Source organism: Paracoccus sp. L-17 (assembly GCF_056857655.1).
The window spans coordinates 175,601-200,486 of sequence record NZ_JBSXNM010000046.1; the positions used below are offsets into that span (position 1 = coordinate 175,601).

At 66.2% G+C, this 24,886-nt stretch carries 31 protein-coding genes; 11 read left to right on the forward strand and 20 right to left on the reverse strand.

All coding sequences use genetic code 11. The annotated features are described in order from the left end of the window. Positions 1-2: 2 nt before the first annotated feature. Both AC13CR_RS17710 and AC13CR_RS17715 read left to right on the forward strand, forming a co-directional pair. Complete coding sequence (locus AC13CR_RS17710; RefSeq protein WP_292955546.1) at positions 3-494, forward strand: phosphatidylglycerophosphatase A family protein; 492 nt, start codon at positions 3-5, stop codon at positions 492-494. Beyond that, positions 491-961 carry a CinA family protein gene (locus AC13CR_RS17715; RefSeq protein ID WP_292955549.1) on the forward strand — a complete coding sequence of 157 codons (471 nt, stop codon included), beginning with the start codon at positions 491-493 and terminating at the stop codon, positions 959-961. Before AC13CR_RS17710 ends, AC13CR_RS17715 begins: the two co-directional genes overlap by 4 nt. A gap of 7 nt (positions 962-968) precedes the next feature. Here the strand turns inward: AC13CR_RS17715 and AC13CR_RS17720 are convergent, their stop codons facing one another. The 11 genes from AC13CR_RS17720 to AC13CR_RS17770 form a co-directional block, all read right to left on the reverse strand. Then, on the reverse strand, positions 969-2,009 hold the full coding sequence (locus AC13CR_RS17720) for a threonine aldolase family protein (RefSeq protein ID WP_292978311.1): 1,041 nt from the start codon (positions 2,007-2,009) through the stop codon (positions 969-971). Then, a complete protein-coding gene (locus tag AC13CR_RS17725) occupies positions 2,006-2,446 on the reverse strand; it encodes a YcgN family cysteine cluster protein (protein WP_292955623.1) in 441 nt (146 codons plus the stop codon). Before AC13CR_RS17725 ends, AC13CR_RS17720 begins: the two co-directional genes overlap by 4 nt. Next, positions 2,446-3,375: a bifunctional riboflavin kinase/FAD synthetase gene (locus AC13CR_RS17730; RefSeq protein WP_292955555.1), complete on the reverse strand. Its 930-nt coding sequence runs from the start codon at positions 3,373-3,375 to the stop codon at positions 2,446-2,448. Before AC13CR_RS17730 ends, AC13CR_RS17725 begins: the two co-directional genes overlap by 1 nt. Before the next feature lie 32 nt (positions 3,376-3,407). Further along, positions 3,408-3,851, reverse strand: a complete 444-nt coding sequence (locus AC13CR_RS17735) for a MaoC family dehydratase (protein WP_292955626.1) — start codon at positions 3,849-3,851, stop codon at positions 3,408-3,410. A gap of 174 nt (positions 3,852-4,025) precedes the next feature. Further along, entirely contained in the window at positions 4,026-4,895 is an 870-nt protein-coding gene (locus tag AC13CR_RS17740) for a TIGR01459 family HAD-type hydrolase (protein ID WP_292955558.1), read from the reverse strand. Then, the gene (locus AC13CR_RS17745) at positions 4,895-5,812 is read right to left on the reverse strand and encodes a manganese-dependent inorganic pyrophosphatase (protein ID WP_292955561.1); all 918 of its coding nucleotides are present in this window, start codon (positions 5,810-5,812) and stop codon (positions 4,895-4,897) included. The genes AC13CR_RS17740 and AC13CR_RS17745 overlap by 1 nt, the downstream gene beginning before the upstream one ends. Before the next feature lie 223 nt (positions 5,813-6,035). Then, positions 6,036-6,545 carry a CarD family transcriptional regulator gene (locus AC13CR_RS17750; protein ID WP_482900926.1) on the reverse strand — a complete coding sequence of 170 codons (510 nt, stop codon included), beginning with the start codon at positions 6,543-6,545 and terminating at the stop codon, positions 6,036-6,038. A 347-nt stretch (positions 6,546-6,892) separates the two neighbouring features. Continuing rightward, a complete protein-coding gene (gene fdxA / locus AC13CR_RS17755) occupies positions 6,893-7,231 on the reverse strand; it encodes a ferredoxin FdxA (protein WP_292955567.1) in 339 nt (112 codons plus the stop codon). A 127-nt stretch (positions 7,232-7,358) separates the two neighbouring features. Further along, positions 7,359-7,664, reverse strand: coding sequence for an RNA-binding S4 domain-containing protein (locus AC13CR_RS17760; RefSeq protein ID WP_292955570.1), 306 nt, complete (start codon positions 7,662-7,664; stop codon positions 7,359-7,361). Next, on the reverse strand, positions 7,661-10,597 hold the full coding sequence (locus tag AC13CR_RS17765; RefSeq protein ID WP_293766559.1) for a helicase-related protein: 2,937 nt from the start codon (positions 10,595-10,597) through the stop codon (positions 7,661-7,663). The genes AC13CR_RS17760 and AC13CR_RS17765 overlap by 4 nt, the downstream gene beginning before the upstream one ends. A 4-nt stretch (positions 10,598-10,601) precedes the next feature. Beyond that, positions 10,602-11,186: a tetratricopeptide repeat protein gene (locus AC13CR_RS17770; RefSeq protein WP_292955579.1), complete on the reverse strand. Its 585-nt coding sequence runs from the start codon at positions 11,184-11,186 to the stop codon at positions 10,602-10,604. Positions 11,187-11,247: 61 nt separating this feature from the next. Here AC13CR_RS17770 and AC13CR_RS17775 point away from each other — a divergent pair, with 61 nt between their 5' ends. Continuing rightward, positions 11,248-11,532: an SCP2 sterol-binding domain-containing protein gene (locus AC13CR_RS17775; protein WP_292955582.1), complete on the forward strand. Its 285-nt coding sequence runs from the start codon at positions 11,248-11,250 to the stop codon at positions 11,530-11,532. A gap of 3 nt (positions 11,533-11,535) precedes the next feature. Further along, complete coding sequence (locus AC13CR_RS17780; RefSeq protein WP_292978262.1) at positions 11,536-12,513, forward strand: alpha/beta fold hydrolase; 978 nt, start codon at positions 11,536-11,538, stop codon at positions 12,511-12,513. On the opposite strand, the gene AC13CR_RS17785 is transcribed toward AC13CR_RS17780, so the two are convergent. The 6 genes from AC13CR_RS17785 to alr all read right to left on the reverse strand — a co-directional run bounded on the left by AC13CR_RS17785 (position 12,489) and on the right by alr (position 17,673). Continuing rightward, positions 12,489-13,469: a hemolysin family protein gene (locus AC13CR_RS17785; RefSeq protein WP_293014692.1), complete on the reverse strand. Its 981-nt coding sequence runs from the start codon at positions 13,467-13,469 to the stop codon at positions 12,489-12,491. The two genes, AC13CR_RS17780 and AC13CR_RS17785, sit on opposite strands and share 25 nt — an antisense overlap. Beyond that, a complete protein-coding gene (ybeY, locus tag AC13CR_RS17790) occupies positions 13,466-13,963 on the reverse strand; it encodes an rRNA maturation RNase YbeY (protein ID WP_292955591.1) in 498 nt (165 codons plus the stop codon). Before ybeY ends, AC13CR_RS17785 begins: the two co-directional genes overlap by 4 nt. Then, on the reverse strand, positions 13,956-15,053 hold the full coding sequence (locus AC13CR_RS17795) for a PhoH family protein (RefSeq protein ID WP_292955594.1): 1,098 nt from the start codon (positions 15,051-15,053) through the stop codon (positions 13,956-13,958). The genes ybeY and AC13CR_RS17795 overlap by 8 nt, the downstream gene beginning before the upstream one ends. 126 nt (positions 15,054-15,179) lie before the next feature. Next, complete coding sequence (locus AC13CR_RS17800) at positions 15,180-15,899, reverse strand: ABC transporter ATP-binding protein (RefSeq protein ID WP_446238246.1); 720 nt, start codon at positions 15,897-15,899, stop codon at positions 15,180-15,182. Further along, the gene (locus AC13CR_RS17805; RefSeq protein WP_292978260.1) at positions 15,896-16,660 is read right to left on the reverse strand and encodes an MlaE family ABC transporter permease; all 765 of its coding nucleotides are present in this window, start codon (positions 16,658-16,660) and stop codon (positions 15,896-15,898) included. The genes AC13CR_RS17800 and AC13CR_RS17805 overlap by 4 nt, the downstream gene beginning before the upstream one ends. Continuing rightward, positions 16,657-17,673, reverse strand: a complete 1,017-nt coding sequence (alr, locus tag AC13CR_RS17810; RefSeq protein ID WP_446235155.1) for an alanine racemase — start codon at positions 17,671-17,673, stop codon at positions 16,657-16,659. Before alr ends, AC13CR_RS17805 begins: the two co-directional genes overlap by 4 nt. A gap of 177 nt (positions 17,674-17,850) precedes the next feature. Between alr and AC13CR_RS17815 the strand changes: the two genes are divergently transcribed. The 6 genes from AC13CR_RS17815 (at position 17,851) to AC13CR_RS17840 (ending at position 23,017) form a co-directional block, all read left to right on the forward strand. Further along, the gene (locus AC13CR_RS17815; RefSeq protein ID WP_292978258.1) at positions 17,851-19,383 is read left to right on the forward strand and encodes an acyl-CoA carboxylase subunit beta; all 1,533 of its coding nucleotides are present in this window, start codon (positions 17,851-17,853) and stop codon (positions 19,381-19,383) included. Between the two features lie 198 nt (positions 19,384-19,581). After that, positions 19,582-19,725, forward strand: a complete 144-nt coding sequence (locus AC13CR_RS17820; RefSeq protein WP_292952614.1) for a hypothetical protein — start codon at positions 19,582-19,584, stop codon at positions 19,723-19,725. 69 nt (positions 19,726-19,794) lie between these two features. Further along, positions 19,795-20,199 (forward strand): hypothetical protein, encoded by a 405-nt coding sequence (locus tag AC13CR_RS17825; RefSeq protein WP_292952611.1) that lies wholly within the window; start codon positions 19,795-19,797, stop codon positions 20,197-20,199. A 130-nt stretch (positions 20,200-20,329) separates the two neighbouring features. Continuing rightward, entirely contained in the window at positions 20,330-20,578 is a 249-nt protein-coding gene (locus AC13CR_RS17830) for a hypothetical protein (protein ID WP_292952608.1), read from the forward strand. Between the two features lie 75 nt (positions 20,579-20,653). Next, positions 20,654-20,866 carry a hypothetical protein gene (locus AC13CR_RS17835; protein WP_292952605.1) on the forward strand — a complete coding sequence of 71 codons (213 nt, stop codon included), beginning with the start codon at positions 20,654-20,656 and terminating at the stop codon, positions 20,864-20,866. A 102-nt stretch (positions 20,867-20,968) separates the two neighbouring features. After that, positions 20,969-23,017, forward strand: a complete 2,049-nt coding sequence (locus AC13CR_RS17840) for an ATP-binding protein (RefSeq protein WP_446236703.1) — start codon at positions 20,969-20,971, stop codon at positions 23,015-23,017. Between the two features lie 31 nt (positions 23,018-23,048). Here AC13CR_RS17840 and AC13CR_RS17845 read toward each other — a convergent pair whose 3' ends face one another. After that, entirely contained in the window at positions 23,049-23,465 is a 417-nt protein-coding gene (locus AC13CR_RS17845; protein WP_292952599.1) for a DUF4174 domain-containing protein, read from the reverse strand. 54 nt (positions 23,466-23,519) lie between these two features. On the opposite strand from AC13CR_RS17845, the gene AC13CR_RS17850 reads away from it, so the two are divergent. Further along, a complete protein-coding gene (locus AC13CR_RS17850) occupies positions 23,520-24,140 on the forward strand; it encodes a hypothetical protein (RefSeq protein WP_292952596.1) in 621 nt (206 codons plus the stop codon). On the opposite strand, the gene AC13CR_RS17855 is transcribed toward AC13CR_RS17850, so the two are convergent. Together AC13CR_RS17855 and AC13CR_RS17860 are read right to left on the reverse strand one after the other, a co-directional pair. Further along, complete coding sequence (locus AC13CR_RS17855; protein ID WP_482900927.1) at positions 24,088-24,288, reverse strand: hypothetical protein; 201 nt, start codon at positions 24,286-24,288, stop codon at positions 24,088-24,090. The two genes, AC13CR_RS17850 and AC13CR_RS17855, sit on opposite strands and share 53 nt — an antisense overlap. A gap of 51 nt (positions 24,289-24,339) precedes the next feature. Beyond that, the gene (locus AC13CR_RS17860) at positions 24,340-24,858 is read right to left on the reverse strand and encodes a DUF4174 domain-containing protein (RefSeq protein WP_292952590.1); all 519 of its coding nucleotides are present in this window, start codon (positions 24,856-24,858) and stop codon (positions 24,340-24,342) included. Positions 24,859-24,886: the final 28 nt, after the last annotated feature.

Genomic DNA, 24,886 nt, shown 5'->3' on the forward strand with positions numbered 1-24,886 from the left:
TGATGGAGCGTCTTTTCTGCACATGGTTCGGTGTCGGCCTGCTGCGACCCGCGTCCGGCACATGGGCTTCCGCCGTGGCCATCGCCCTTGGCCTTCTGATCTACCGGATCGGGCATTTTCCGCTGCTGGCCATTGCGACCATCGCCGCGACCGCCCTCGGCTTCTGGGCGGTGCCGCGCTATACAGCCGGCATGGCCGATCCGGACCGCAGCGAGATCGTCATCGACGAGGTCGCGGGCCAGTGGCTGGCGCTGTGCTTTCCGGCGGCGGGCTTTTTCTTCGCCGATCTGCCGCGCGAAAGCTTTCCCTATCCCGGCTGGGTGGCGGCGTTCCTGTTCTTCCGCCTTTTCGACATCTGGAAGCCCTGGCTGGTCGGCCGCGCCGACCGGGAAGGCGGCGTGCGCGGCGTGATGCTGGATGATCTCTGGGCGGGGCTTTTCGCCGGCATCGCCATCGTCATCGCCGCAGGCATCGCGCATGGGTTGCTGATATGAGCCTTGCCGGCGACGTTCTGGCGGCCGCCCGCGCCCGCCGCGCAAGGATCGCCACCGCCGAAAGCTGCACCGGCGGGCTGATCGCCGGCGCGCTGACCGAGGTGGCGGGATCCTCGGATGTCGTGGATCGCGGCTTTGTCACCTATTCCAACGCCGCCAAGCAGCAGATGCTGGGCGTCGGGGCCGATACGCTGCAAGCCCAGGGCGCGGTCAGCGAGGCGGTCGCGGCCCAGATGGCTCTGGGCGCGCTGTCGCGATCCGAGGCGACGCTGACCATCGCGGTGACGGGTATCGCCGGCCCCGGCGGGTCAGAACACAAGCCCGAGGGCCGGGTCTGTTTCGGCATCGCCGATGCTTTCGGGGTCCGGACCGAGACGGTCGAGTTCGGCGCCATCGGGCGCGGACAGGTCCGCGCGGCGACGGTCGATCACGCGCTGAACCTGATCCTGGCGCGCCTGCGCGCATAACCGCGTCTCAGCCTGCGATCAGCGCCGCGAATTCCTCGATCTGGGCCTCGGGCGTGTTCCAGGCCGTGACCAGCCGCAGAGGAACCGGATCCAGCCCCTCGGCCGATTTGTCGGGCCACAGGTGGTAGATCGCGCCGGCCGCCCGTGCGCGCCTGTGCAGTTCGGCCGGAAGCGTCGCGAAAACCGCATTGGTCTGGACCGGCGCCAGCAGATCTCCACCCGCCGCCAGCACGGCCTCGGACAGGCGCGCGGCGCGCGCATTCGCCTGCGCGGCCAGATCAAGCCAAAGTCCGCCTTCTGCCAGCGCCAGCATCTGCGCGGCCAGAAACCGCTGCTTGGAAAAGACATGACCCGATTGCTTGCGTCGATAATCAAAGCCCTCGGCCAGGGCCGGATCGAAAAACACCACCGCCTCGGCCGCCATCGCCCCGTTCTTGGTGCCGCCGAAACACAGCACATCGACGCCCGCCCGCCATGTCAGATCGGCCGCCGAACAGCCCAGCGAGGCCACCGCATTGGCAAACCGGGCGCCGTCCATGTGCAGCGGCACGCCGGCCTCGTGTGCGACCCGCGCAAGCGCCGCGACCTCGCCGGGCCCGTAGATCGCGCCCCATTCCGTCGCTTCGGTGATCGAGACCATCGCATTGCGCCCGCCGGTCAGGCCGCCGCCCGCGCCGCGCCGAAGGGCTTCGGCCAGCGGCGCGGGCGCGACCCGGCCGGCGTCACCCGGCAGCCCGATCAGCTTGCCGCCATGGCTGAAGAATTCCGGCGCCCCGCATTCGCTGGTCTCGACATGGGCATCCTGATGACAATAAATGCGCCCACCCGCAGGGCAAAGCTGGGCGCAGACCAGCGCATTGGCGGCCGTCCCGGTCGCCACGAAGCGCACCACCGCCTGCGGGGCATCCAGTGCCGCACGGATCGCGGCCTCGGCCCGCCTCGTCACATCATCCGCGCCATAGGCCATCATCGCACCGTCATTGCAGGCGACCAGCCCCGCCATGACCGCGGGATGCGCGCCCCAGGCATTGTCGGACGAAAAGTTCACGACGGATCCTCGATGATATGTTCCTCCCAGTCATCCTCGGACAATTCAGTCTCGCTGATGGTCCAGCCGCGCACGCTGACGCCCGCGCGATGCACCGATTCAGGATCGCCCGAGATCAGGTGATGCCAATCGTAGAGCGGCTTGCCCTCGGCGCGCAGGCGATAGGCGCAGGTCGCCGGCAGCCACCAGGCGATGTCCTTCAGCTTCTTCGGCGTCAGGACCACGCATTCCGGCACATAGCGATGGCGATCGGCATAGGACATGCAGCGGCAGTCCTGACCGTCCAGCAGCTTGCAGGCGACGCGCGTGAAGGCCAGTTCCTCGGTATCCTCGTATTCGATCTTGTTGAGGCAGCATTTCCCGCAGCCATCGCAGAGCGCCTCCCATTCGGCGGGGGTCAGGCGCTCCAGCGGCATGTCCCAGAACCGATCGCGCATCATGCGCCCGCAAGGATCGCGCGGGCATCTTCGGCGTCCCGCGCGATCTGGTCGATCAACGCATCCACACTGTCGAACCTTGCCTCGTCGCGCAGGAAATCGACCAGCGCGACGGACAAATGCTGGCCGTAGAGATCGCCGTCGAAATCGAACAGATGCACTTCCAGATTGGGGGCGTTGCGGCCGAACATCGGGCGCACGCCCAGGCTTGCGACGCCCTGGCAGGACAGCCGCTCGGGGCCGGTCAGCACATCGACCAGCACGGCATAGACGCCAAGACGCGGCAGGTGCAGATTCTCGACCTGCATATTCGCCGTGGGCCAGCCGAAATCATGCCCGCGCTTGTCGCCGTGAACCACCTCGCCCTCGATCCGATGCCAATGGCCCAGCATCGTCTCGGCCTCGCGGACCCGGCCCTCGGCCAGAGCGGTGCGGATCGCGGTCGAGCTGTAGTCGCGTCCCTTCACGCCCACCAGCGGCACGGCGGTGACGCCGAAACCCATATGACGGCCCAGTTCTGCCAGGGTTGCGGCATTGCCCGCGCGTTTCTTGCCAAAGCAGAAATCGGCGCCCACGGTGACATGGCCGACGCCAAGCCCGTCCACCAGAACCTCGCGCGCGAAAGCCTCGGGTGACAGGCCGGCCAGAACCGGGCCGAAGGGCAGTTCGTAAAGCTGCTCGACCCCCAGCCGGGCCAGCCGATTGGCGCGGGATTCCGAATTCATCAGCCGGAAGGGCGGCGCGTCGGGGGCGAAGAATTCGCGGGGATGCGGTTCGAAGGTGATGACGCCCAGGGGTGCGTCAAGTGCCTCGCGGGCCGCGTCGATCACCGCACGATGGCCCAGATGGATGCCGTCGAAATTGCCCATCGCAACGGTCGCGCCGCGCGCATTGGCTGGCAATCCGACCCAATCGTGATGGATTTGCAAACGCGCCCCCTTCGAGGGGCGCAACCGCCCCTTCAGTCGAACTTGCGGCTTGGGGCCAGCACGACCGCCTCGCCTTTCAGCACGAGCGTATCGCCCACCAGACATCGGGTTGCAAGCGTGACCCGCCGTTTCGCGTGGTCGATCGCATCGACCGTCACCTCGGCCCGGACCACGTCGCCGGGCCTGACCGGGGCCATGAATTTAAGCGTCTGGCCCAGGTAGACGGTGCCGTGACCGGGAAGCTGTTCGCCGATCACGGCCGAGACCAGTCCGGCCGTCAGCATCCCATGCGCGATCCGCCCCTCGAAGATCGTGTCCTGCGCATAGGCATCGTCCAGATGCACCGGATTGCGGTCTGTCGAAACCTCGGCGAACAACTCGATATCACGATCGGTGATCCGTTTCTGAAGATGGCGGGTCATGCCGATTTCCAGATCCTCGATGACGATCGTGCCGCGGGGAAGATTGTCCAGCATCGGGGTGTCCATCTGATGTAAGCCAGAATCCTTCATCGTCATGCTGCATAGCAGCAAAACAGACTTCGCGCAATAAAGTATCACGAATACCGTATAAAAGGATGGTTTTGTTTCTCGGCCAGCGCGTCAAGCTCCTCCGCTATCGGCCTTTGCCCGCAGTCTGGCGGGAAACGCTCAGCGCAGCCGGCCGATGCTGTAGGCGGGGCTGGCCTGATGTTCGGCCAGCCATTCGCGCAACAATTCGGAATCGGGGTTTTCGACATCCGGGCCGAACGCCTCGGCAGCAAGGCCGCCGGTCACGAAAAGGCAATCGATCCCCTCTTGCGCGGCGCCCAGCACATCGGTGCGGATGCCGTCGCCCACTGCGAGCACGCGCGCCTTCTTGTCCAGCCCCAGCAGCCGGCGCGCGCGGTCGTAGATCGGCGGATGCGGCTTGCCGAAATAAAAGGCCTCGCCGCCCAGATCCTCGTAGAATTCGGCCAAGGCGCCGGCGCAGTAAATCCGCGTCTCGCCCATGTCGACGACCACATCGGGATTGGCGCACAGCATCCGCAGGCCGCGTTCGCGCGCCAGCAGGAACCGGGCGCGGTAATCCTCGGGCGCCTCGGTGCTTTCGTCAAAGGGGCCGGTCGCGATGATACCCTCGGCCTCGTCCAGAGGCACCCGCGTGATTGGCGGTGCATCGGTCCATTCGGGCGGGATATCGGTAAAGAACCCGTCATCCTTCGGCGTGCCCAGATGCCAGACCCTGCGTCCGACCGCGCCCGCAAACATCGCATCCTGGGTCGCATCGCCCGAACTGATCACCATGTCCCAGGCATCGCGCGGCACCCCCATGCGGTCCAACTGCGCGATCACATACTGGTTCGGACGCGGCGCATTGGTCATCAGCACCACACGCCCGCCGCCGCGGCGGAACCCTTGCAGCGCCGCGACGGCGGCCGGATAGGGATGCTTGCCGTTGTGCAGGCAGCCCCAGAGATCGCAGAACAGCACCTCGTAATGCGGGCCGATCCGTGCCAGCCGGTCGATGATGCAGGTCATCAGAGTGCGAGGACCGGGATGATCTGCTTCTTGCGGCTCATCACGCCGGGCAAAACGACGCTGTCGCCGGTGACCGTCACGCCAAAACTTTTCTCGGCGATCCGCCTGACGGCATCGTTGGGAACAAGCAGCGTGGCCTCTTGCTTCAGGATATCGACGATGAACAGCAGAACCTGTTCGGCCCCGTCGGCCTGCGCCACGGCCGGCATCGCGGCCATCAGCCCGGCCTTGCGGTCCAGCAGGACCTGCGGCGCCGTGGTTTCCAGAACCGACACGCGCAGTTGCGTGCCGTCCAGCTTGTATTCCTTGCTGTCCATGCGCAGCAATTGATCATCGGCAAAAGCGCTGACATCGGATTTCGCGGCAAACATCTCGGCCGCGTATTCGGCGATGTCGATACCCAGATCCGCGGCCAGTCTTTCCGCCAGGGCGCGGTCATGGGGGGTGGTCGTCGGGCTGCGGAATTCCAGCGTGTCCGACAGGATGCAGGTCAGCATCGCGGCCTTGACGCCTTCGGGCGCGCGGTCGGCATCCTCGCCCATCAGATCGTGCAGGATGGTCGCGGTGCAGGCCAAGGGACGGATGGTGATGTTGATCGGCGTGCGGGTCTTGATGCCGCCGGCCAGCATGTGATGGTCGATGATCTCGATCACATCGGCGTCGTTGATGCCGTCGGGCAATTCGGCGGGGTTGTTGGTGTCCACGATGACGCATTTCTCGCCCGGCTCAAGCGCCGTCAGGATCTCGGGCTTGTCGAGGTTCCAGCGCGTCAGCATCCAGCCGGCTTCGGTATTGGGTTCGCCCAGAAGCACTGGCTTGGCGGGGGTCTGCCGGATCTCGTTCAGATACCAGGCCCAGACGATGGGAGACCCGGTCGAGTCCGTATCGGGAGAGGTATGGCCGAAAACCTTGATCATGGGGCACCTTTGCGGATTTCAGAAGTCGCGCGCCTTATAGGGCTGCGGTCTGGCGATGTCCACGCAGGCAGGGCACGCAGGACAAGCGCGGTGCAGGATTGCCCTGTGGCGTCCCGGCGGCAGAGACTGTCGCGCGATGTCCGCGCAGCGAACAGGGCCGTGATCGTCGCAAAAAAGGCGCCCCCGGCGGGACGCCTTTTCAGATGTCCGGGATCTGGCAGGCTCAGGCCGCTCGCGACAACAGAACCTGATCGACGCGCTGCTGCGCGGCCCCCTCGTCCAATCCGCCGACGGCCGCGACCTCGCGGGTCAGCCGGTCCAGCGCGGCTTCGTAGAGTTGACGTTCGGAATAGGATTGCTCGCGCTGATCGTCGCTGCGATGCAGGTCGCGGACGACCTCTGCGATCGACATCAGGTCGCCGGAATTGATCTTCTGCTCGTATTCCTGGGCACGGCGCGACCACATGGCACGCTTGACTCGGGCCTTGCCCTTCAGCGTGTCCAGCGCGCGTTCCACCAGATCCGGGCTGGACAGGCTGCGCATTCCGATCTCGCTGGCGCGGACGGTGGGCACACGCAGGGTCATCTTGTCCTTGTCGAACGAGATGACGAACATTTCCAGCCGAAGTCCCGCGACCTCTTGTTCTTCGATCGAAACAATGCGACCCACGCCATGGGCCGGATAGACGACGAAATCGTCGGGGCGGAATTCGCTTTTCTTGGTCTTGGACATATGGCTTCCTCTAGGTGGCGCCCCGACACGCGGTGCGCAAAAAGCCGACAGCGGCGGCTGCCGCCTTCGGCTGATCTTGGTTTTTGTCATTGCCTACGCCGGCAGCAGCGCAGGGTTTGGCATCATGGGCGCGCATCCTCGGGGCCTCTGACTCCCGTCAGATGCGAATGTGAAATGAACATAGCATAAATTCGACTGCAAAAAAAGCGTCACGAAAACAGACCGATCTGTCCGTTCGGACAGATTTTCAGGGCGAGAAGTCAAGGACTTCGCAAGCCCGGGGCGAAACGGCACGATTCATCCCGCAGGCGAATCACCCGTCGGTTCGGTTTCGCAACTGGCGAAAATCAGTCGCCTTCGCCCGGCGCTTCCGAGAAATATGTCTCGAGCTTGTTCTCGACCCCGTCCATTTCCTCGGCGTTCGGCATCGGCTCGCGCTTCTGGGTGATGACGGGCCAGAGTTCGGAATATTTCCGGTTGAATTCGACCCATTTTTCCATATCCGGTTCGGTATCCGGACGGATCGCGTCGGCCGGGCATTCCGGTTCGCAGACGCCGCAATCGATGCATTCATCGGGATGAATGACCAGCGCATTCTCGCCCTCGTAGAAACAATCGACGGGGCAGACCTCGACGCAATCGGTGTATTTGCACATGATGCAATTATCGGTCACGACATAGGTCATCTGAAACTCCGCTTCCGTCCGCCGCGACAGTTACGCCCGCGCCCGACATCATTCAAGTCCGGGTGGGGTGAAAAGACCGCCGTTCCCGACTGGTGCGGATGCCCGGAACGCATGTTCAGCGGCCCGGCTATCCGTCAAAATCCTGTCCCTCGCCGCCTGCCGGCGCGTCCAGATCGGCATAGAGCGCCTGAGCCTCGGCGGCAGGACCGCGGCGGGCCCCAAGCGCCAGTATTTCGACGCTTCGCAGCTTGCCATGGGCCGAAATGACCAGCCTGTCGCCCGGCTTTACATTCCGGCCGGGCTTGCGGCAGGGCTGACCATTCAGCCTGATGCCGCCGCCCTCGATCCGTTCGGCGGCAAGACCGCGCGATTTGAAAAGCCGCGCGTGAAACAGCCATCGGTCCAGTCGCAGCGCGCCGGGGTGGTCCGTCACTTCTTGTCTTTAAGCGCCGCCAGCACCGCGAAAGGACTGTCGGGATCGGCTTTCTTCTCGGGGCGCGCGCTGAAGGTCCGCGGGCCGCGATCCTGATGCGGCTTGCCGCCCTTCTTGCCCTTGCCCTGCGGCTTGCCGCCGTCACGGTGGGGCTTGCCACCGTCATGGTGGGGCTTGCCGCCGTCACGGTGGGACTTGCCGCCGTCGCGGTGGGGCTTGCCGCCCTCTCCCCGCGTTTCTTGCTGGCCCTCGTCGCGCCGCGGACCCCGGCGCCCCTGCCCGTCGCCCTGCGGACGGCGCGTCCCGCCCCCGCGCGGCTTCGGCGCCCAGCGGAACGTGTAGAAGGTCTCGATTTCGGGGGCTTCGGGCGCGGCCTGATCAGGCGCCGTCTCGACGGCCCCCCCTTGCGCGCCGGCTTCGGCAATGCGGCGTTTTTCGGCCTGCTCGGACTCCCATTTCGCGCGGGTCTCGGCGGCGAGGACGCTTTCCTCCTCGGTCAGCGGTGCGGCCGAGGCCGGTTCTTCGGGCGTCGCCACCACCGCAGGCTCGGGGGATTTCACCTTCTCGCGTTCGCCTTTTTCTGCGGCATAGCCTAGGCCCTGCATCAGCCCCGCGAATTGCTCCAGCGTCATCCCGGTGATCGACAACATGTCGGGATTGGCCTCGAATCCGCCGCGCGTGTCCTGCACGCGCAACAGATCGGCCAGGCGTTCCAGCATGTCGATGCGGATCGCCCGTTCCCCCGCCGGACGATATCCCGACAGGGTGTAATAGCCATCCGGGACCTCGGCCAGATGCGGAATCGTGACCAGGCCTGGCGGCGGGCTTTCGGGGAATTCGTCCAGACCCTCGGCCAGCGACCACAGCACCAGCCGCAAGCGGGTCGGGGCGGGTTTCAGCAATGCGGGCAGAAAGATCGTGAATTGCCCGAAGCGGACGCCGTGCTTGCGCAGCGCGCCGCGGGATTCCTGATCCAGTTCCTTCACCTCGCCCGCGACTTCGCCGCGCGGTATGACGCCAAGCGCCTCGACCAGCCGGAAGGCAAAGCCCTTGGCCAGCCCGGTCAGCGCCTCGTCCTTCTGCATCCCCATCAGCGGCTCGAAGGCCGCCGCGATTTTGCGGTCGATGAAATGCTGCAACCGGCGCCTGACCTTTTCGGCGATCTCGGCGCCGGCCTCGTCATCGACGAAGACCTGCACGCCGGGATGCAGCTTGTCGGCCCCCTTGACCAGCTTGCCCACCGCGCTGCTGCCCCACATCAGCCCGCCCTGTTCGGTGAAATCAAGCTCGGTATCGGGGGCATTGTAGAAGCGGTCGGCGCGCAGATGGAATTCCGGCCGCAAAGCCTCGTAGCTGGCGCGGTTCAGCGTTTTGGCCTCGTCCGCCGATCCGGTCTGGTCGGGACGAAAGCGGAACCCCTCCAGACGGCCGGCGAATTCGCCCTCGACCATCACCTCGCCCTTGTCGTTCACTTCGGCCACAAGGCTCTCCTTCTGTTTGAGCCGGCGCAGCAGCACGGACGTGCGCCGGTCCACAAATCTCTGGGTCAGCGCGGCGTGCAGCGCGTCCGACAGGCGGTCTTCTACCGCGCGAGTCTCGTCGCGCCAATGTTTTTCGTCCGCGACCCAACCCGTCCGCTGCGCGACATAGGTCCATGTGCGGATATACGCCAGACGTTTCGACAGCGCGTCGATATCGCCATGCGTCCGGTCGATCCGCTGCACGGCCCGCGCCAGCCACTCGGAGGGGATCGCGCCCTCCTGAAGAAACCCGAAGATCCGCGCCAGCAGGCCGGTGTGTTCGGTGGGCGAAATCCCGCGAAAATCCGGCACCCGGCAGACATCCCACAACAGCCGGACATCGCGGCCACCCTGCACCCGGTCGCGGATCTCGGGCATGTCGCGCAAGGCCTTCAGCGCTTGCAGGTCGTCGGCCTCGCGGCCCCGCTGCAGCAATTCATGGCCGGACGCGGCCTCCAGCGACTGCACCAGCCGGTCCATGGTGCCGAATTCCAGTGCCGGGTTGCGCCACATCAGACGGCTGATCGGCTGAAAGCGGTGGTTCTCGATCGCGCCGGTCAGACCCTCGTCCAGCGGCTGCGCCTCTCCGGTGACGCCGAACGTGCCGGGTTCGGTATGCCGTCCGGCGCGGCCGGCGATCTGGCCCAGTTCATGCGGAAACAGCGGCCGGACGCGGCGGCCGTCGAACTTGTGCGTTGCGCTGAAGGCGACGTGACGTATGTCGAGGTTCAGGCCCATGCCGATGGCGTCGGTGGCGACCAGGTAATCCACCTCGCCCTGCTGATACATCGCCACCTGAGCATTGCGCGTGCGCGGCGACAGCGCCCCCATGACGACCGCGCAGCCGCCCTTCTGGCGTCGGATCAGTTCCGCCATGGCATAGACGTCATCGACGCTGAAGCCCACGATGGCGGACCGCGCGGGCATCCGCGACAGCTTTTTCGACCCCGACCAGGTCAGCGTCGAGAACCGCTCGCGCCGCTGAAACTGCACGCCGGGGACCAGCGCGGCGATGGCCGGACGCATCGTGTCGCTGCCCAGAAGCAGGGTCTCGTGCAGGCCGCGCATCTGCAACAGGCGATCGGTGAAGACATGGCCGCGTTCGGGATCGGCGCAAAGCTGGATCTCGTCGATGGCAACGAAATCGGCGGCGATGTCGGGCATGGCCTCGGTCGTGGCGACCCAGTATTGCACCCGCTCGGGGACGATCCGCTCCTCGCCGGTGACCAGCGCCACGACCGAAGGGCCGCGGGCGGCCACGATCCGGTCATAGACCTCGCGCGCCAGCAGGCGCAGCGGCAGGCCGATCACCCCGGTCCGATGCGCCAGCATCCGTTCGATGGCATAATGCGTCTTGCCGGTATTGGTGGGCCCCAGCACGGCGGTCACCCGGCCCCTGTCGATCACTGTCATGGGATCAGATATCGGTGCCCGTCTGCGCCCGTTCCAGTCTTGCCACCGCATCGATGGCCTCTTGCTGGTGGGGATGAATCTTCAGGCTGGCGCGGTAGGCCTGCAGCGCGCGTTCGTCTTCGCCGATTTCCTCCAGCATTCCGCCCAGTTGGGTCAGGGCGGCGAATTGGCGTGGTTCCAGTTCCAGGGCCCGGGCCAGATCGGCGATCGCGGGGCCGTACTGGCCCGCCGCCGCATAGGCCGACGCGCGCATCTGAAAGCCCGCGGCGAAATCGGGCGCATGGTCCGTCAGCGCGGTCAGATGGCCGATGGCGGCGGGAATGTCGCCCCGGTCCAGCGCATCTTCGCCGCGTTTCAGCAGCAAATCCATCGCCGGAGAGCCCGATCTGGACCATTCGCGCAGAATGTCGGATTCGGCCAGCCGCCAGGATTCGCTGTCGGGATCGGCCAGACGCGAAAACAGCGCCTCCATATCGGCGCCATCCTGCGCCAGGGCGCCGAAAGAGGTTGCGCCGATGCAGAAAATCGTAATCGTTGCGCGGCGAAGTGCCGCGACGAAAGGCTGGAAAACGGATCGGGCCGCGCGCATATCGTCATTCTACCCAGCCCGGTCGCCGGGCGCCAGTCCAAGCGCGAGGAGACGCCAGATTATGAGCAAAGTTGTGAACGCCGCCGTCGAACAGTTGAACGAAAAGATCGGCAGCTTCGGCTCGACCGCGAAATTCGTGATCGAAGACGAGGGCGCGATCATGATCGATGAAAGCGGCGTCCGTGCAGGCGACGAAGAGGCCGAAGTCACGCTGACGGCCAATCGCGAAACCTTCGAGGGAATCCTGTCGGGCGATGTGAATCCGGCCTCCGCCTTCATGACCGGCAAGCTGAAGATCGACGGGGACATGGGCGTTGCGATGCAACTGGGTCAGGCGCTGTCCTAGATCATGCCCGAGGCCGCACCCTTTCACCGATTGCCCGATGACGACAGCCGCCCGGCACGCGCCTTCTTCGTCACGGCCGATGACGGGGTGCGGTTGCGGCTTGCGGTCTGGGACGCGCTTTCAGGCCCCGCCGCCGGCAGCATCCTGCTGTTTCCCGGCCGCACCGAATATATCGAGAAATATGCCCCCATTGCCCGGCGCCTGAACGCGGCCGGCTATGCAGTCATCGCGATCGACTGGCGCGGTCAGGGCCTGTCGCAGCGGCTTCAGGACGATCCGCGCCCCGGCCATATCGGTGAATTCGCCGATTATCAGCGCGACGTGGTCGAAATCGTCGTGGCGGCCGACGATCTGGGCCTGCCGCAGCCCTGGCATCTTCTGGCCCATTCGATGGGCGGCGGCATCGGTCTGGCGGCGCTTCACGCCGATCTGCCGGTTGCCTCGGCCGTATTCTCGGCGCCGATGTGGGGCATCAACCTGCACCAGATGCCGCATCGGGTCGCGATGGCGATCACGGCACTGGCCCGGCGCCTTGGGTTCGAGGGACGATCGACGCCGGGAACCGGCGCGGGCGGCACCTATTTCCTCGACGAGGCTTTTGGCACCAACCTGCTGACCTGCGATGTGGACGAATGGTCGCGCCTTCTGCGCGAGGCCGCGACCTGGCCCGACCTGACCATCGGCGGGGCCAGCTACCGGTGGCTGGGGTTGGCGCTGGCCGAATGTTCGCGGCTGGCCGCCCTGCCCTCGCCCGCCTTGCCGATGCTCGTCTCGCTGGGCAGCGACGAGAAGATCGTCTCGCAGACCGCGATCCGCGACCGCGCAGACCGCTGGCCGGGCGCCGAACTGCTTGAGATCAAGGGCGGGCGGCACGAGGTGATGATGTGCCTGCCCGAAAGACGCGATCTGTTCCTGCAAGCCATGCTGGCGGTTATGGAAACGGCCGGGGCGCGGCCTCAGCCGGTCTCCGACGCGATCTGATCCTCGGCGTTCTGCTCGGCGTTCTGCGGCGCGGGCCGCTTGCGGGGCGCGTCGGGGGCAGAGGCCGTGGCGCCGGGCGCGCGCATCCGCACACGCTTGATCCGGCGGGGATCAGCCTCGACCACCTCGAATTCGACGCCCGAATCATGCGCGATCACCTCGCCGCGCAACGGAATCCGTCCGGCCAGCATGAAGATCAGGCCGCCCAGGGTGTCGATCTCGTCGTCCTCGTCGTCGCTGGCCAGCCGCAGCCCGGTCTCGGCCTCGACCTCGTTCAGCGGCGCGCGGGCCTGGATCAGCCATTGCGCCGGCTTTTCCTTTATCCACATCCGGCCCTCGGCCTCGTCATGCTCGTCTTCGATCTCGCCGATGACCTGTTCGATCAGGTCCTCGATCGTGACCAGGCCGTCGACGCCGCCATATTCGTCTATGACCAGCGCCATATGGGTCCGCTTCTGCTGCATCTGCTGCAACAGCACCCCGATGGGCATCGAGGGCGGCACGTACAGCATCGGTCGCAGCATCGGCCGCAGGGTGAACTTGCCGCCGGTCCCGAAGCCGTGCTTCAGCGCCAGATCCTTGAGGTGGATCAACCCCAGCGGGCTGTCCAGCGTGCCGCGAAAGACCGGAATGCGCGAAAAGCCGTGCTCGCGAAACATCTCGACCAGATCGTTCAGCGTGACGTTCAGCGGCGCCGCGATGATCTCGGCCTTGGGGATGGCCACGTCATCGACGCGCATCCGCCGCAGATTGACCATGCCGGGCGCGGGCTGGGCCACCGGTCGGTCGCCTTCATCGCCCGCCTCGTCCTCTTCCGATCCCGTCAGCGCGTCGAAGAACCGCCCGAAGAAGCCGCGCGACTGCGGCAGGTCGCGCCCCTCGCCGCCGACGCCATCCGCCTCGGAGGCGGCGTCGGCCCCAAGCGGGCGGGCGGATAATCGCGTTTCGGAGTTCATGACACTTTCTCTTGATAAGGATCGGGAATGTTCAGAATTGACAGGATCGAACGTTCGGACGCTTCCATGGTTTCCGCGTCGGCATCGTTCTGGTGATCATAGCCCAGAAGGTGCAACGTCGCATGAACCAGCAGATGGGTGACGTGATCGGCCAGCGGCTTGGTCTGCGCGCGCGCCTCGGCGGCACAGGTGTCGAAGGCGATGGCGATATCGCCCCATTCGTCGACCGCGGGCAGGACGGGGCGCGCGCCGGGTTGGTGCGGGGCGTGTTCGACAGATGGCCAGGACAGGACGTTGGTGGCGCGCGGCTTGCCCCGGAAATCGGCATTCAGCGCGGCGATGCGGTCATCGTCGCACCCCATCACCACGACCTCGCCGCCGATCCCGTGCCAGGTCAGCGTCGCCGCGACGGCGCGGTCGGCCAGGTCATCCAGCCCGGCCTCTTCCCATCGCTCATCCTCGATGACGCAGTCGGTTGCTATCTCGTCAGGCATCTCGTCGCATGGCACGTCGGGGCACATAGCTGCCGCGCGGCTCCTCTGTTTCGCCACGGGCGATGGCTGCCGCGTCCTCGGCGTCATAGGCGTTGATGATCCGCGCGACAAGCGGATGTCGCACGACATCCTTGGCGGTGAAATAGCTGAAGCTGATCCCCTTCACGCCGTCCAGAACCCGTTCCGCATCGACCAGCCCCGATTGCGTGCCGCGCGGCAGGTCGATCTGGGTGCGATCACCGGTGATGACCATGCGCGATCCCTCGCCCAGGCGGGTCAGGAACATCTTCATCTGCATCGTGCTGGCATTCTGCGCCTCGTCCAGCACGACGAAGGCGCTGGCCAGCGTGCGGCCGCGCATGAAGGCCAGCGGCGCGATCTCGATGCGCTTTTCCTCGATCAGCTTCTGCATCTGCTTGGCGGGCAGAAAATCGTTCAGCGCGTCGTAGAGCGGCTGCATGTAGGGATCGACCTTCTCCTTCATGTCGCCGGGCAGAAAGCCCAGCCGCTCGCCCGCCTCGACGGCGGGGCGCGACAGGATGATCTTGTCCACATTGCCGTTGATCAGCATGGTGACGCCGACGGCCACGGCCAGATAGGTCTTGCCGGTGCCCGCAGGGCCGATGCCGAAGGCCAGTTCGTGTTCGAACAGCGACCGGACATAGGCCTTTTGCGCATCGGTCCGCGGCTCGACCGACTTCTTGCGGGTGCGCAATTCGTAATTGCCGGCGGCGAACATCTCGATCTGTTCGACCGGGCCGGTTTCGCTCGGCTGGTCGATGCCCATGCGCAGCGCGGCCTCGATTTCGGGCAGGCCCACGGGCTTGCCCTGTTCCAGCCTGGCATAGAGCCCGCGCAACAGCTGCGCCGTCTCGGCCTGTGCCTCGGGGCCGCCGACCACCGCAAGCTGATTGCCGCGTCGCAGGATGTGAACGCCCAGGGCTTCCTCGATCCGCGCCAGGTGCCGGTCATTGGCGCCGCACAGGTCGATCAGCAGCCGGTTGTCGGGGAATTCCAGCAGGGTTTCGGGGGCGGCGGTCGTCACGGGGGGCGTCGGGGTCAGACCCAAATTTCTCTCCTGCTCAGGCATCTTTCCCTATGGTGGCGATCCGGGGGGATTCGCACAAGATGTCGCCGGGCGATTTCACGGCCTCGGTGCAGGCGCCGGGAAGGAATCGGCCGGAAAAGGCCGAAACCCGCCGCAGGCCGTGGCGCTTCACGTCCCGTCCGCCGGTCGATGCCCCAGAAAGTCGGCCAGCGGCGCAGCATCATCCATCCGCACCACCGGCCCGTCCCAGGCGATGCGGCCGTCCTGCAACAGCGCCACGCGGTCGCCGATCGCGCGGACCGAATCCATGTCGTGGGTGATGGTGATCGCGGTCGCGCCCGTCTCGCGCACGATGCCGCGGATCAGCGCGTTGATGCTGCGCGCGCGGATCGGGTCAAGTCCCGTCGTCGGCTCATCGAAGAAGATCACCGCCGGGTCATGCGCGATGGCGCGGGCCAGACCGACGCGCCTTGCCATCCCGCCGGACAACTCGGCCGGCATCAACCCGGCGGTTTCCGGCGGCAGGCCGACACGACCCAGACGCTCGACCGCGATGGCGCGCGCCTTGGCATCGGGCATGTGCTGGCGCAGGCGAAAGGCGACGTTCTGCCAGACATTCAGGCTGTCGAACAGCGCACCGCCCTGGAACAGCATCCCGAAATGGCGCATGAAGTCGGGCCGCGCGGCGGCATCCAGCGGTCGGTCCTGCCACAGGATCGCGCCCGCATCCGGCGCCACCAGCCCCAGGATGCATTTCAGCAGCACCGATTTGCCGGTTCCAGACTGGCCGATCACGCACAGGCTTTCGCCCCGCTCGACACCGATCTCGATTCCGGCCAGCACCCGTTTCGGGCCGAAGCTTTTGGTCAGTCCGCGGACCCGGATCATCGGAAAAACAGCCCCGTCAGCGCGAAATTCGCCGCAAGGATGCCGACGGCAGCGGCGACGACGGCGGATTTGGTGGCCCGGCCGACGCCCTCGGCTCCGCGCCCGGACCGCATTCCGAACCAGCAGCCGCTGGCCGCCACGATCAGCCCGAAGGCGGCGCCCTTGATCAGCCCCGACAGCACGTCCCAGCGTTCCAGGTAGGCCCAGCTATTGGACAGATAGGCGGTCGAATTGAAGCCCAGCGATTGCGTTCCGACCAGCCAGCCGCCCATGATGCCGATGCTGTCGCCCACCGCCACCAGAACCGGAACGGTCAGGATCGCGGCCCAGAGCCGCGGCGTCACCAGCCAGCGGATCGGATCGGTGGACAGCGTGACCAGCGCGTCGATCTGCTCGGTCACGCGCATGGTGCCGATCTCGGCGGCGATGGAACTGGCGACGCGGGCGGCGACCATCAGCCCGCCCAGGACGGGGCCAAGTTCGCGCACCATGCCGATGGCAACGATGGCCGGGACCACGTCGCCCGCCTGGAAACGCGCCCCGCCGGAATGGATCTGCAGCGCCAGCGCCGCGCCGGTGAACAGGGCCGTCAGGCCCACGACCGGCAGCGACAGCCAGCCGATCTGAAGCATCTGGGCGGCAAACAGGCGGGCGTAGAAGGGGCGCAGGCGGAACAGGCCGCGCGCGACGAACAGAGCCAGCGATCCGATGGCGCGGGTCAGGCCCAGGGCCTGCCGTCCGATCCAGCGGACCGGGTTCACAGATAGGTCCGGACATAGCGTTGGCGCAGCGCGGTCAGGATCTCGTATCCGATCGTGCCGGCGAAATCCGCAAGCCGGTCAACGGTCTGTTCGGGGCAGATCAGATCCAGCGCGTCGGGCACCGTGGCCAGCGCCGTCACATCGGCCGTGATCAGATCCATCGAGACACGGCCGACGATGGGACACGCCACGCCACCGGCATAGAGGCTTGCCCCGCTGCCCGACAGCGCCCGCAGGATGCCATCGCCGTAGCCGGCATCGACCGTCGCGATCCGGCGCGGGCCGCTGGCGGTCCAGGTCGCGCCGTAGCCCACATATTCGCCCGCCTCGACCGGCCGCGTCTGGATTACCCGCAGCGACAGCCGCGCAACCTGACGGGCTTCCGCGAAAGGCATCCCGCCATACAGGCCGACACCGGGTCGGATCAGGTCGAAATGGTAATCCGGCCCCAGCAGGATGCCCCCCGTCGCCGCCAGCGACCGCGGCACGCCGCAGCCATCGGTCATCGCGCGGAAGGCGGCAAGCTGGGCGGCATTGGCGGGATGATCCGGCTCGTCGGCGCAGGCCAGATGCGACATGATGAAGGCGGGCCCGGCGGCCAGCGCCTCGGCCCGGATCGCCGCCCATTCGGCGGCTTCCATGCCCAGCCGGTTCATGCCGCTGTCCAGCTGGATCGCGAAGGGCTTGCCCGGTCGCATGGTCCTGTCGCGAAAGAACTGCTCGGCGCTGTTCAGCACCGGAACCAGCCCGTCCAGATCGGCGCCTTCCATGTGACCGGACAGGACGTTGATCGTCGCATCCGGGGGCAGATGCGGCCGGATCGCCCGTCCCTCGGACGCCAGGGCCACGAAGAAGTCGCGACAGCCCGCAGCATGAAGCGCAGGCACCACCCGTCCCGCGCCCAGCCCGTAGGCATCGGCCTTGACCACGGCCGAGGCGCGCGCACCCGGCGCCTTGCCGGCCAGCGCCGTCCAGTTGGCCACGATGGCCGCAAGATCGATCTGCAAACCCATGATCCCGCTTTCCTCCAAGCCTCGCGCCGCGTCAAGGCCGTCCGTGATCGGCGGCATTTGCAGATTTGCATTTTCCGTAGCGGCGCGCTGGTGTGGTTTGCAAATTTTCCCGAAACTTCTTTTATGCTCCGGCCGGGCGCGCTAGCGTTCCGCCACCGAACCGGAAGGGGCCGCGCGATGAAGGACATCTTGCAGGAACTGGAACGCCGCCGCAGCGAGGCGCGACTGGGCGGCGGGCAGCGGCGCATCGATGCGCAGCACAAGCGCGGCAAGCTGACCGCCCGCGAGCGGATCGAATTGCTGGTGGATGAGGGCAGCTTCGAGGAATTCGACATGTTCGTCGCCCATCGCAGCACCGATTTCGGGATGCAGGACGATCGCCCCTATGGCGACGGCGTCGTGACCGGCTGGGGCACGATCAATGGCCGCATGGTCTATGTCTTTTCGCAGGATTTCACCGTCTTCGGCGGCTCGCTGTCGGAAACCCATGCCCGCAAGATCTGCAAGATCATGGACATGGCGATGCAGAATGGCGCGCCGGTGATCGGGCTGAACGACAGCGGCGGCGCGCGCATCCAGGAAGGCGTCGCCAGCCTGGCGGGCTATGCCGACGTGTTCCAGCGCAACATCATGGCCTCGGGCGTGATCCCGCAGATCAGCGTCATCATGGGGCCCTGCGCCGGCGGCGCGGTCTACAGCCCCGCGATGACCGACTTCATCTTCATGGTGAAGGATACCAGCTACATGTTCGTGACCGGGCCCGATGTGGTCAAGACCGTGACGAACGAGGTCGTGACCGCCGAACAGCTTGGCGGAGCCAGCACGCATACGCGAAAATCCTCCGTCGCGGATGGCGCGTTCGAGGATGATGTCGAGGCGCTGTCGGAAATCCGCCGCCTGTTCGATTTCCTGCCGCTGAACAACCGCGACAAGGCCCCGGTCCGACCCTTTTACGACGATCCCGACCGGATCGAGGACAGCCTGGACACGCTGGTTCCCGACAATCCGAACCAGCCCTACGACATGAAGGAACTGATCGTGAAAATCGCCGACGAGGGCGATTTCTACGAAATCCAGAAGGATTTCGCCGGCAACATCATCACCGGGTTCGTGCGGATCGAGGGCCGCACCATCGGCGTCGTCGCCAACCAGCCGATGGTTCTGGCCGGCTGTCTGGACATCGACAGCAGCCGCAAGGCCGCCCGTTTCGTGCGCTTCTGCGATGCGTTCGAGATCCCGATCCTGACCTTCGTCGACGTGCCGGGCTTCCTGCCGGGCACGGGCCAGGAATATGGCGGCGTCATCAAGCACGGCGCGAAGCTGCTGTTCGCCTATGGCGAGGCGACGGTGCCGAAGGTCACGGTGATCACGCGCAAGGCCTATGGCGGGGCCTATGACGTGATGGCCTCGAAACATCTGCGCGGCGATTTCAACTATGCCTGGCCCACGGCGGAAATCGCGGTGATGGGCGCCAAGGGCGCGGTCGAGATCCTGTATCGCAGCGAACTGGGCGACGCCGACAAGATCGCGGCCCGGACCAGGGATTACGAGGACCGTTTCGCCAATCCCTTCGTCGCGGCCGAGAAAGGCTTCGTCGATGACGTGATCCAGCCACGCTCGACCCGGCGGCGCGTGGCCCGGGCCTTTGCCAGCCTGCGCGGCAAGAACCTGTCGAATCCGTGGAAGAAACACGACAACATTCCCCTGTAGGTTTCGGAATTTGCTCATGATGCCCATGCGCCTGAATGATGCGGGCCGGCCCCGGCCCGGCGGCTATCCGCCCAGCCCGCGACAGCCCCGCTGTCTGGCCGCGTTCATGGCGGCTATCATCGGCTGCGGGGAGACCCGTCAAGGTGCGCTCCCGGGCAGCCGGGCGCAGCCGCGCCCGCATCACAGGAGCAAGATGATATGTCGAAAAAGATCATTCTCGGCCTGGTTCTGGTCTCGGCCCTCGCGGCCTGCCAGCGTCGGGAGCCCGAAATCAACGTCTATACTCCGATGGACGGCGCGGTCACACCTCAGCCCGATTTCCAGGGCCAGTACGAAAACTGACACAGCCCTGCGCGGGCGGCCCCGCTGCCCGCGCGCGGTCGCGCCCCAAGCCTTGCGGAGGCGCGGAACATGCTGAAACATCGCGGTTTTCCAGGCCGTCTGCCGGGCACCGATTTCCAGTTCACCATTCGCCGCGAGAACCGCAGGCAGGGCGCGACGCCGATCACCCGGCGCGAGCGATTCCGCGATCGCAAGGCCGCCGACCGGCGCGCCGATGCGGGCTTTCTGGCGGCTCTGATCCGGCATTTCGGCTCCGAACCCTTCGAACGCGGAAATCTGGACGCGGGACGCCTGGGCTGGCTGATCGGGCGCGAGGTCAAGGCGGTAGGCGATTTCGACCCGGCCGATTACGGCCAGTTGCTGCAGGTGGACATGGTAGCCGCCGAAGCCGCGTTCCCCGAGATCTTCGCGCCCGACGCCCTTGCCGCGCCCGGCTGGAACGCGGACGACATGGATGACGGGGACGAGGAATGATGGGCGATAAGCTGCTTGCCATTTTACCGTCACGCCCATGTCAATTTGACAGATCGGCGCACTGTGCCATAGTAGCCTCGCACGACCGAAACCCGGCTCGAACCCGAGTCACAGAAACAGGCAAGTTACCATGCAATCCAAACGTTTTGCCCGCCTTACGGGCGGTTCGCTTCTTCTCCTTTTTGTTCTTGCAGCCTGCCAGCAGGGCTACGGCACCGCGACTGGCCTGTCGCCGGATGCGCAGCGCGCGGCAGGGGGCGCCGTTGCGGGTGCGGTCATCGCCAAGGCGCTGGACGAGGATATCGCCACCGGCGCCGCGATCGGCGCGGGCGCGGGTGCTCTGTGCGACGACGCGGGCGTCTGCCAGCGACGCTACTGATACACGCAGATATGATGAACCGATCCGGCGCAGGTCACGTTGGATTTGCGCCAAAGAAACGACAGGATATCTGACATGCCGAAATTTCTCGCTCTTACGGCCCTGGTCGGCACAACCGCGCTGGCGGGCTGCACGCAGGGAATCAACCCGACCGACATGGATCGCGCGATCATCGGCGCAGGCGTCGGCGCGACCGCTGCCAGCGTCGGCGGCAAGAACGCCATCAAGGGCGCCGCGATCGGCGGAGCTGCCGGCGCATTGTGCGACGACGTCCGCCTGTGCCAGTAACTCTCTGACCACCGCGCGCACGCCGCGCGTCTGGCCCTGTTCGACCGTCCGCGACCTGTCCGTCGCGGGCGGTCTTTTCATGCCTGCCGTCCCGGAGCGCCCATGTTCAAGAAAATCCTGATCGCCAATCGCGGCGAGATCGCCTGCCGCATCATCAAGACGGCCCGCAAGATGGGGATCGCGACCGTCGCGGTCTATTCGGACGCGGATCGCAACGCGCTGCATGTGAAGATGGCCGACGAGGCCGTCCATATCGGCCCCGCTCCCGCGAACCAGTCCTATATCGTGATCGACAGGATCCTGCAGGCGATCCGCGAGACCGGCGCCGAGGCCGTTCATCCCGGCTATGGCTTCCTGTCCGAGAACCGCAGGTTTGCCGAGGCGCTGGATCAGGCGGGTATTGCCTTCATCGGTCCGCCCGCCACGGCGATCGAGGCGATGGGCGACAAGATCACCTCGAAGAAGCTGGCGCAGGAGGCAGGTGTCAGCACGGTGCCGGGCTACATGGGCCTGATCGCGGATGCCGACGAAGCGGTCAGGATCTCGGGCGAGATCGGATACCCGGTGATGATCAAGGCCAGCGCGGGCGGCGGCGGCAAGGGAATGCGCATCGCCTGGACCGACGACGAGGCGCGCGAGGGTTTCCAGTCCTCGAAGAACGAGGCCGCCAGCAGCTTCGGCGACGACCGCATCTTCATCGAGAAATTCGTCACCCAGCCGCGCCATATCGAGATCCAGGTTCTGGCCGACCAGCACGGCAACGCGGTCTATCTGCATGAACGCGAATGTTCGATCCAGCGCCGCAACCAGAAGGTCATCGAAGAGGCCCCCTCGCCGTTTCTGGACGAGGCGACGCGCCGCGCGATGGGCGAACAGGCCGTCGCGCTGGCCAGGGCGGTGGGCTATACCAGCGCGGGCACCGTCGAATTCATCGTCGATGGCGAGCGGAACTTCTATTTCCTCGAAATGAACACCCGATTGCAGGTCGAACATCCGGTGACCGAACTGATCACCGGCGTCGATCTGGTCGAACAGATGATCCGCGTGGCCGACGGTCAGCCCCTGCCCTTCGCGCAATCCGATCTGAAGATCACCGGCTGGGCCATGGAAAGCAGGCTCTATGCCGAGGATCCCTATCGCGGCTTTCTGCCCTCGATCGGTCGCCTGACCCGTTATCGCCCGCCATCCGAGATCGCGGCGGGTCCGCTGAAGGACAGCGGCAACTGGGTCAATGACAACGAGGGCGGCGACAGCCCCACCGCCGTCAGGAACGATACCGGCGTCTACGAGGGCGGCGAGATCAGCATGTTCTATGACCCGATGATCGCCAAGCTCTGCACCTGGGCGCCGACGCGCGGCGACGCGATCAAGGCGATGCGGATCGCGCTGGACGAATTCGAGGTCGAGGGGATCGGCCACAACCTGCCCTTCCTGTCGGCGGTCATGGATCACCCGAAATTCGTCGCAGGAGAAATGACAACGGCTTTCATCGCCGAGGAATATCCGGCCGGGTTCGAAGGCGCATCCCTGCCCGATACCGAGATAGCCCGCGTCGCCGCCGCCGCTGCCGCCATGCACCGCATGGCCGAAATCAGGCGCGCGCGGATCAGCGGGCGGCTGGACAACCACGAACGCCATGTCGGCGAGAACTGGGTGATCTTCGTCGCCGGACGCGAAATCCCGGTCAGGATCAGGGCCGATCGCGAGGGGGCGACCGTGACCATCGACGGCCACGATCTGCGCGTCGAAAGCGATTGGAGGCCCGGCCGGTCGCTGGCGCGACTTTCGGTCAACGGCCGGCCGCTGGTCATGAAGGCGGACAGGATCCCGGCAGGGTTCCGCCTGCGTCTGCGCGGTGCCGAGCTGCGCGTGCATGTCCGCCGCCCGCGCGCCGCCGAACTGGTCCGGCTGATGCCCGAGAAAATCGCGCCCGACACCTCGAAACTGCTGCTTTGCCCGATGCCGGGGCTGGTCGTGAAGATCAACGTCGCTGCGGGTGACGAGGTGCAGGAGGGTCAGGCGCTGGCCACGGTCGAGGCGATGAAGATGGAAAACATCCTCCGTGCCGAAAGGAAGGGTGTGGTGAAATCCGTCAGCGCCGAGGCGGGCCAGAGCCTGAAGGTCGATGACGTGATCATGGAATTCGAATGATCGGCCGGCCCGCCCCCGTGCCGATCCCGGTTCAGCCGTCCTGGCCAGCCTCGCGTCGGCGCATGGGCATGGCGTCGATCAGCGCGAAAATATCTTCGGGATCGACGGGTTCGTGCCAGATCCGCTTGACCCCGCCATCCTTGCCGATCAGCAGCACCGCAAAGCCGCTGCCCGCCTGGTCGCGGAGGGGGCCGGCCCCCGGCCCCTCGATCAGCAGCACGATGTCGCGTTCGGCCAATGCCGCGGGTTCGGATGTCAGGGCCAGAACCTGCGCCGCCAGGGGCGCGCCCTCGGCCAGGATCACCACCGGGCGGGCCTGCCAGCGCAGACGTTCCAGCGTATCGGCGCGGATCGGCTGCGGCGTCGTCCCGCCCTGCCCGGAACCGGCAGGGGCAAGAACCGGCCAGAATGCCAGCGCCAGGGCACTTATCGGCAGGGTGCGGGTCATCGCTTTCTCCTTTGCCTCAACCCTACGCCCGGCGGCGCAAGCCGGTTCCTTCCGATGACGCCGATACCGCCGCTGGATCCCTATCTCAGTCCGCAGGGGCAGCAGGCGGTCATCGCCGGGCTGTTTCTGGCCATCGGCTGGTGGGTCGTGGCGCTTCAGAACCGCAGGCGCGATGCCAAGCTGCGTGAAAACCGCGTCCGCGATGTCCAACGCGCGCTGTTCGCCGAGATCCGGGCGAATGTGGCGGCCTTGCGGCGCGAGGATCTGGAAACCTACGGCGAAACCATCGCCCGGCGGATCGAGGACAATCCCGGTTTTTTTCCGACCATCCCGACCGAATCGAACGACGCCATCTTCCGTGCCATCATCGCCGAAATTCACGTCCTGCCGCGCGACACGATCGACCCGATCGTGCTGTATTACCGGCAACTGGACGTGATCGGCGCGGCCATCGACGATCTGCGGGTGCTGGACGTGGACCTGATCGGGCCCGAACGCGCGGCGGATCTGTATCGTGATTATATCAATTTCAGGCTGGAGGCGCTGGACCTGGGCGAGGACGCGATGATCGCGATCGCCAAGGACGTTGACGGAACCGGGCGCGGCGACATGCCCGCAGCCGTCAGTAACCCGGACGCGGTCCGGTCCGGCCAAGAATCGGGGCGACGCCCATGATCCGTTCGGCTTCCTCGATCAGTGCGGAACGGGCCGCCCGCAGATCCTTGTCCATGACACGGGGTCGGATCGGGCGGGACGGGGTGTCGCGTGGCTCGGCCGGCGCGGCGGCCGGACGCCTGGTGCGGATGCGTTTCGGATCAGCCATCATCGTCTCCCTTTGCCGTCTCAATATGGGGCGTTCCGGGCGCGATTGCAATCAGGGCGACATGCCCGTCCGGCCGATTTCCTGCAGACGCAAGGGGAACTTGTCGATGGCGCGGCTGATTTCGCGCACGTCCCAGGGAAAGGGCTTGCGCAGCTTGACCTGTCCGTCCTTGTCCATCACCACCAGCGAGAAGCCGCGCGGACGCAGCAGCCGGCGCCATTCTCCGTTGGCACCCGGATCGGTATCGGTCACGACGATCACGTCGCGGTCCAGCAGCATCCCCGGCCGGCGGCGCAGGGCTTGTATCTGCTCGCGAAAGGCCGGATCCTCGGCCGTGTCGGCAAAGATCACGACCGGGCGCGATTTCCACCGGAAATCCCCCGGCGAGACCTGGGCCGCGTCGCGTTCGATCAGCTCGGCCGCCGCTGCCGGGGCCGGCGCGCTGTCCGGCATCTCTTCGGGACTCATCGGCGCGGGCGGATCCGGCTGCGGCACCGCCTGGGGCGGCGCTTCGCGCGCCGGGCCCATCGCCGCCAGCAGGGTCGCAAAGATCAGGAATTTCAACTTCATCGGCACCTCGTCCTGTGCTGAATATAAG

What these genes read in the sequence shown, in the direction of transcription:
- fdxA (WP_292955567.1), bottom strand. Translation starts at nt 7,231, where the DNA reads ATGACCTATGTCGTGACCGATAATTGCATCATGTGCAAATACACCGAT.
- AC13CR_RS17765 (WP_293766559.1), bottom strand. Translation starts at nt 10,597, where the DNA reads ATGACAGTGATCGACAGGGGCCGGGTGACCGCCGTGCTGGGGCCCACC.
- AC13CR_RS17725 (WP_292955623.1), bottom strand. Translation starts at nt 2,446, where the DNA reads ATGCGCGATCGGTTCTGGGACATGCCGCTGGAGCGCCTGACCCCCGCC.
- AC13CR_RS17775 (WP_292955582.1), top strand. Translation starts at nt 11,248, where the DNA reads ATGAGCAAAGTTGTGAACGCCGCCGTCGAACAGTTGAACGAAAAGATC.
- AC13CR_RS17840 (WP_446236703.1), top strand. Translation starts at nt 20,969, where the DNA reads ATGTTCAAGAAAATCCTGATCGCCAATCGCGGCGAGATCGCCTGCCGC.
- AC13CR_RS17715 (WP_292955549.1), top strand. Translation starts at nt 491, where the DNA reads ATGAGCCTTGCCGGCGACGTTCTGGCGGCCGCCCGCGCCCGCCGCGCA.
- AC13CR_RS17850 (WP_292952596.1), top strand. Translation starts at nt 23,520, where the DNA reads ATGACGCCGATACCGCCGCTGGATCCCTATCTCAGTCCGCAGGGGCAG.
- AC13CR_RS17785 (WP_293014692.1), bottom strand. Translation starts at nt 13,469, where the DNA reads ATGAACTCCGAAACGCGATTATCCGCCCGCCCGCTTGGGGCCGACGCC.
- AC13CR_RS17835 (WP_292952605.1), top strand. Translation starts at nt 20,654, where the DNA reads ATGCCGAAATTTCTCGCTCTTACGGCCCTGGTCGGCACAACCGCGCTG.
- AC13CR_RS17820 (WP_292952614.1), top strand. Translation starts at nt 19,582, where the DNA reads ATGTCGAAAAAGATCATTCTCGGCCTGGTTCTGGTCTCGGCCCTCGCG.
- AC13CR_RS17860 (WP_292952590.1), bottom strand. Translation starts at nt 24,858, where the DNA reads ATGAAGTTGAAATTCCTGATCTTTGCGACCCTGCTGGCGGCGATGGGC.
- AC13CR_RS17855 (WP_482900927.1), bottom strand. Translation starts at nt 24,288, where the DNA reads ATGGCTGATCCGAAACGCATCCGCACCAGGCGTCCGGCCGCCGCGCCG.
- AC13CR_RS17735 (WP_292955626.1), bottom strand. Translation starts at nt 3,851, where the DNA reads ATGCTGGACAATCTTCCCCGCGGCACGATCGTCATCGAGGATCTGGAA.
- AC13CR_RS17800 (WP_446238246.1), bottom strand. Translation starts at nt 15,899, where the DNA reads ATGATCCGGGTCCGCGGACTGACCAAAAGCTTCGGCCCGAAACGGGTG.
- AC13CR_RS17815 (WP_292978258.1), top strand. Translation starts at nt 17,851, where the DNA reads ATGAAGGACATCTTGCAGGAACTGGAACGCCGCCGCAGCGAGGCGCGA.
- AC13CR_RS17825 (WP_292952611.1), top strand. Translation starts at nt 19,795, where the DNA reads ATGCTGAAACATCGCGGTTTTCCAGGCCGTCTGCCGGGCACCGATTTC.
- AC13CR_RS17780 (WP_292978262.1), top strand. Translation starts at nt 11,536, where the DNA reads ATGCCCGAGGCCGCACCCTTTCACCGATTGCCCGATGACGACAGCCGC.
- AC13CR_RS17770 (WP_292955579.1), bottom strand. Translation starts at nt 11,186, where the DNA reads ATGCGCGCGGCCCGATCCGTTTTCCAGCCTTTCGTCGCGGCACTTCGC.
- AC13CR_RS17845 (WP_292952599.1), bottom strand. Translation starts at nt 23,465, where the DNA reads ATGACCCGCACCCTGCCGATAAGTGCCCTGGCGCTGGCATTCTGGCCG.
- AC13CR_RS17740 (WP_292955558.1), bottom strand. Translation starts at nt 4,895, where the DNA reads ATGACCTGCATCATCGACCGGCTGGCACGGATCGGCCCGCATTACGAG.
- AC13CR_RS17750 (WP_482900926.1), bottom strand. Translation starts at nt 6,545, where the DNA reads ATGTCCAAGACCAAGAAAAGCGAATTCCGCCCCGACGATTTCGTCGTC.
- AC13CR_RS17710 (WP_292955546.1), top strand. Translation starts at nt 3, where the DNA reads ATGGAGCGTCTTTTCTGCACATGGTTCGGTGTCGGCCTGCTGCGACCC.
- ybeY (WP_292955591.1), bottom strand. Translation starts at nt 13,963, where the DNA reads ATGCCTGACGAGATAGCAACCGACTGCGTCATCGAGGATGAGCGATGG.
- alr (WP_446235155.1), bottom strand. Translation starts at nt 17,673, where the DNA reads ATGGGTTTGCAGATCGATCTTGCGGCCATCGTGGCCAACTGGACGGCG.
- AC13CR_RS17745 (WP_292955561.1), bottom strand. Translation starts at nt 5,812, where the DNA reads ATGATCAAGGTTTTCGGCCATACCTCTCCCGATACGGACTCGACCGGG.
- AC13CR_RS17795 (WP_292955594.1), bottom strand. Translation starts at nt 15,053, where the DNA reads ATGCCTGAGCAGGAGAGAAATTTGGGTCTGACCCCGACGCCCCCCGTG.
- AC13CR_RS17830 (WP_292952608.1), top strand. Translation starts at nt 20,330, where the DNA reads ATGCAATCCAAACGTTTTGCCCGCCTTACGGGCGGTTCGCTTCTTCTC.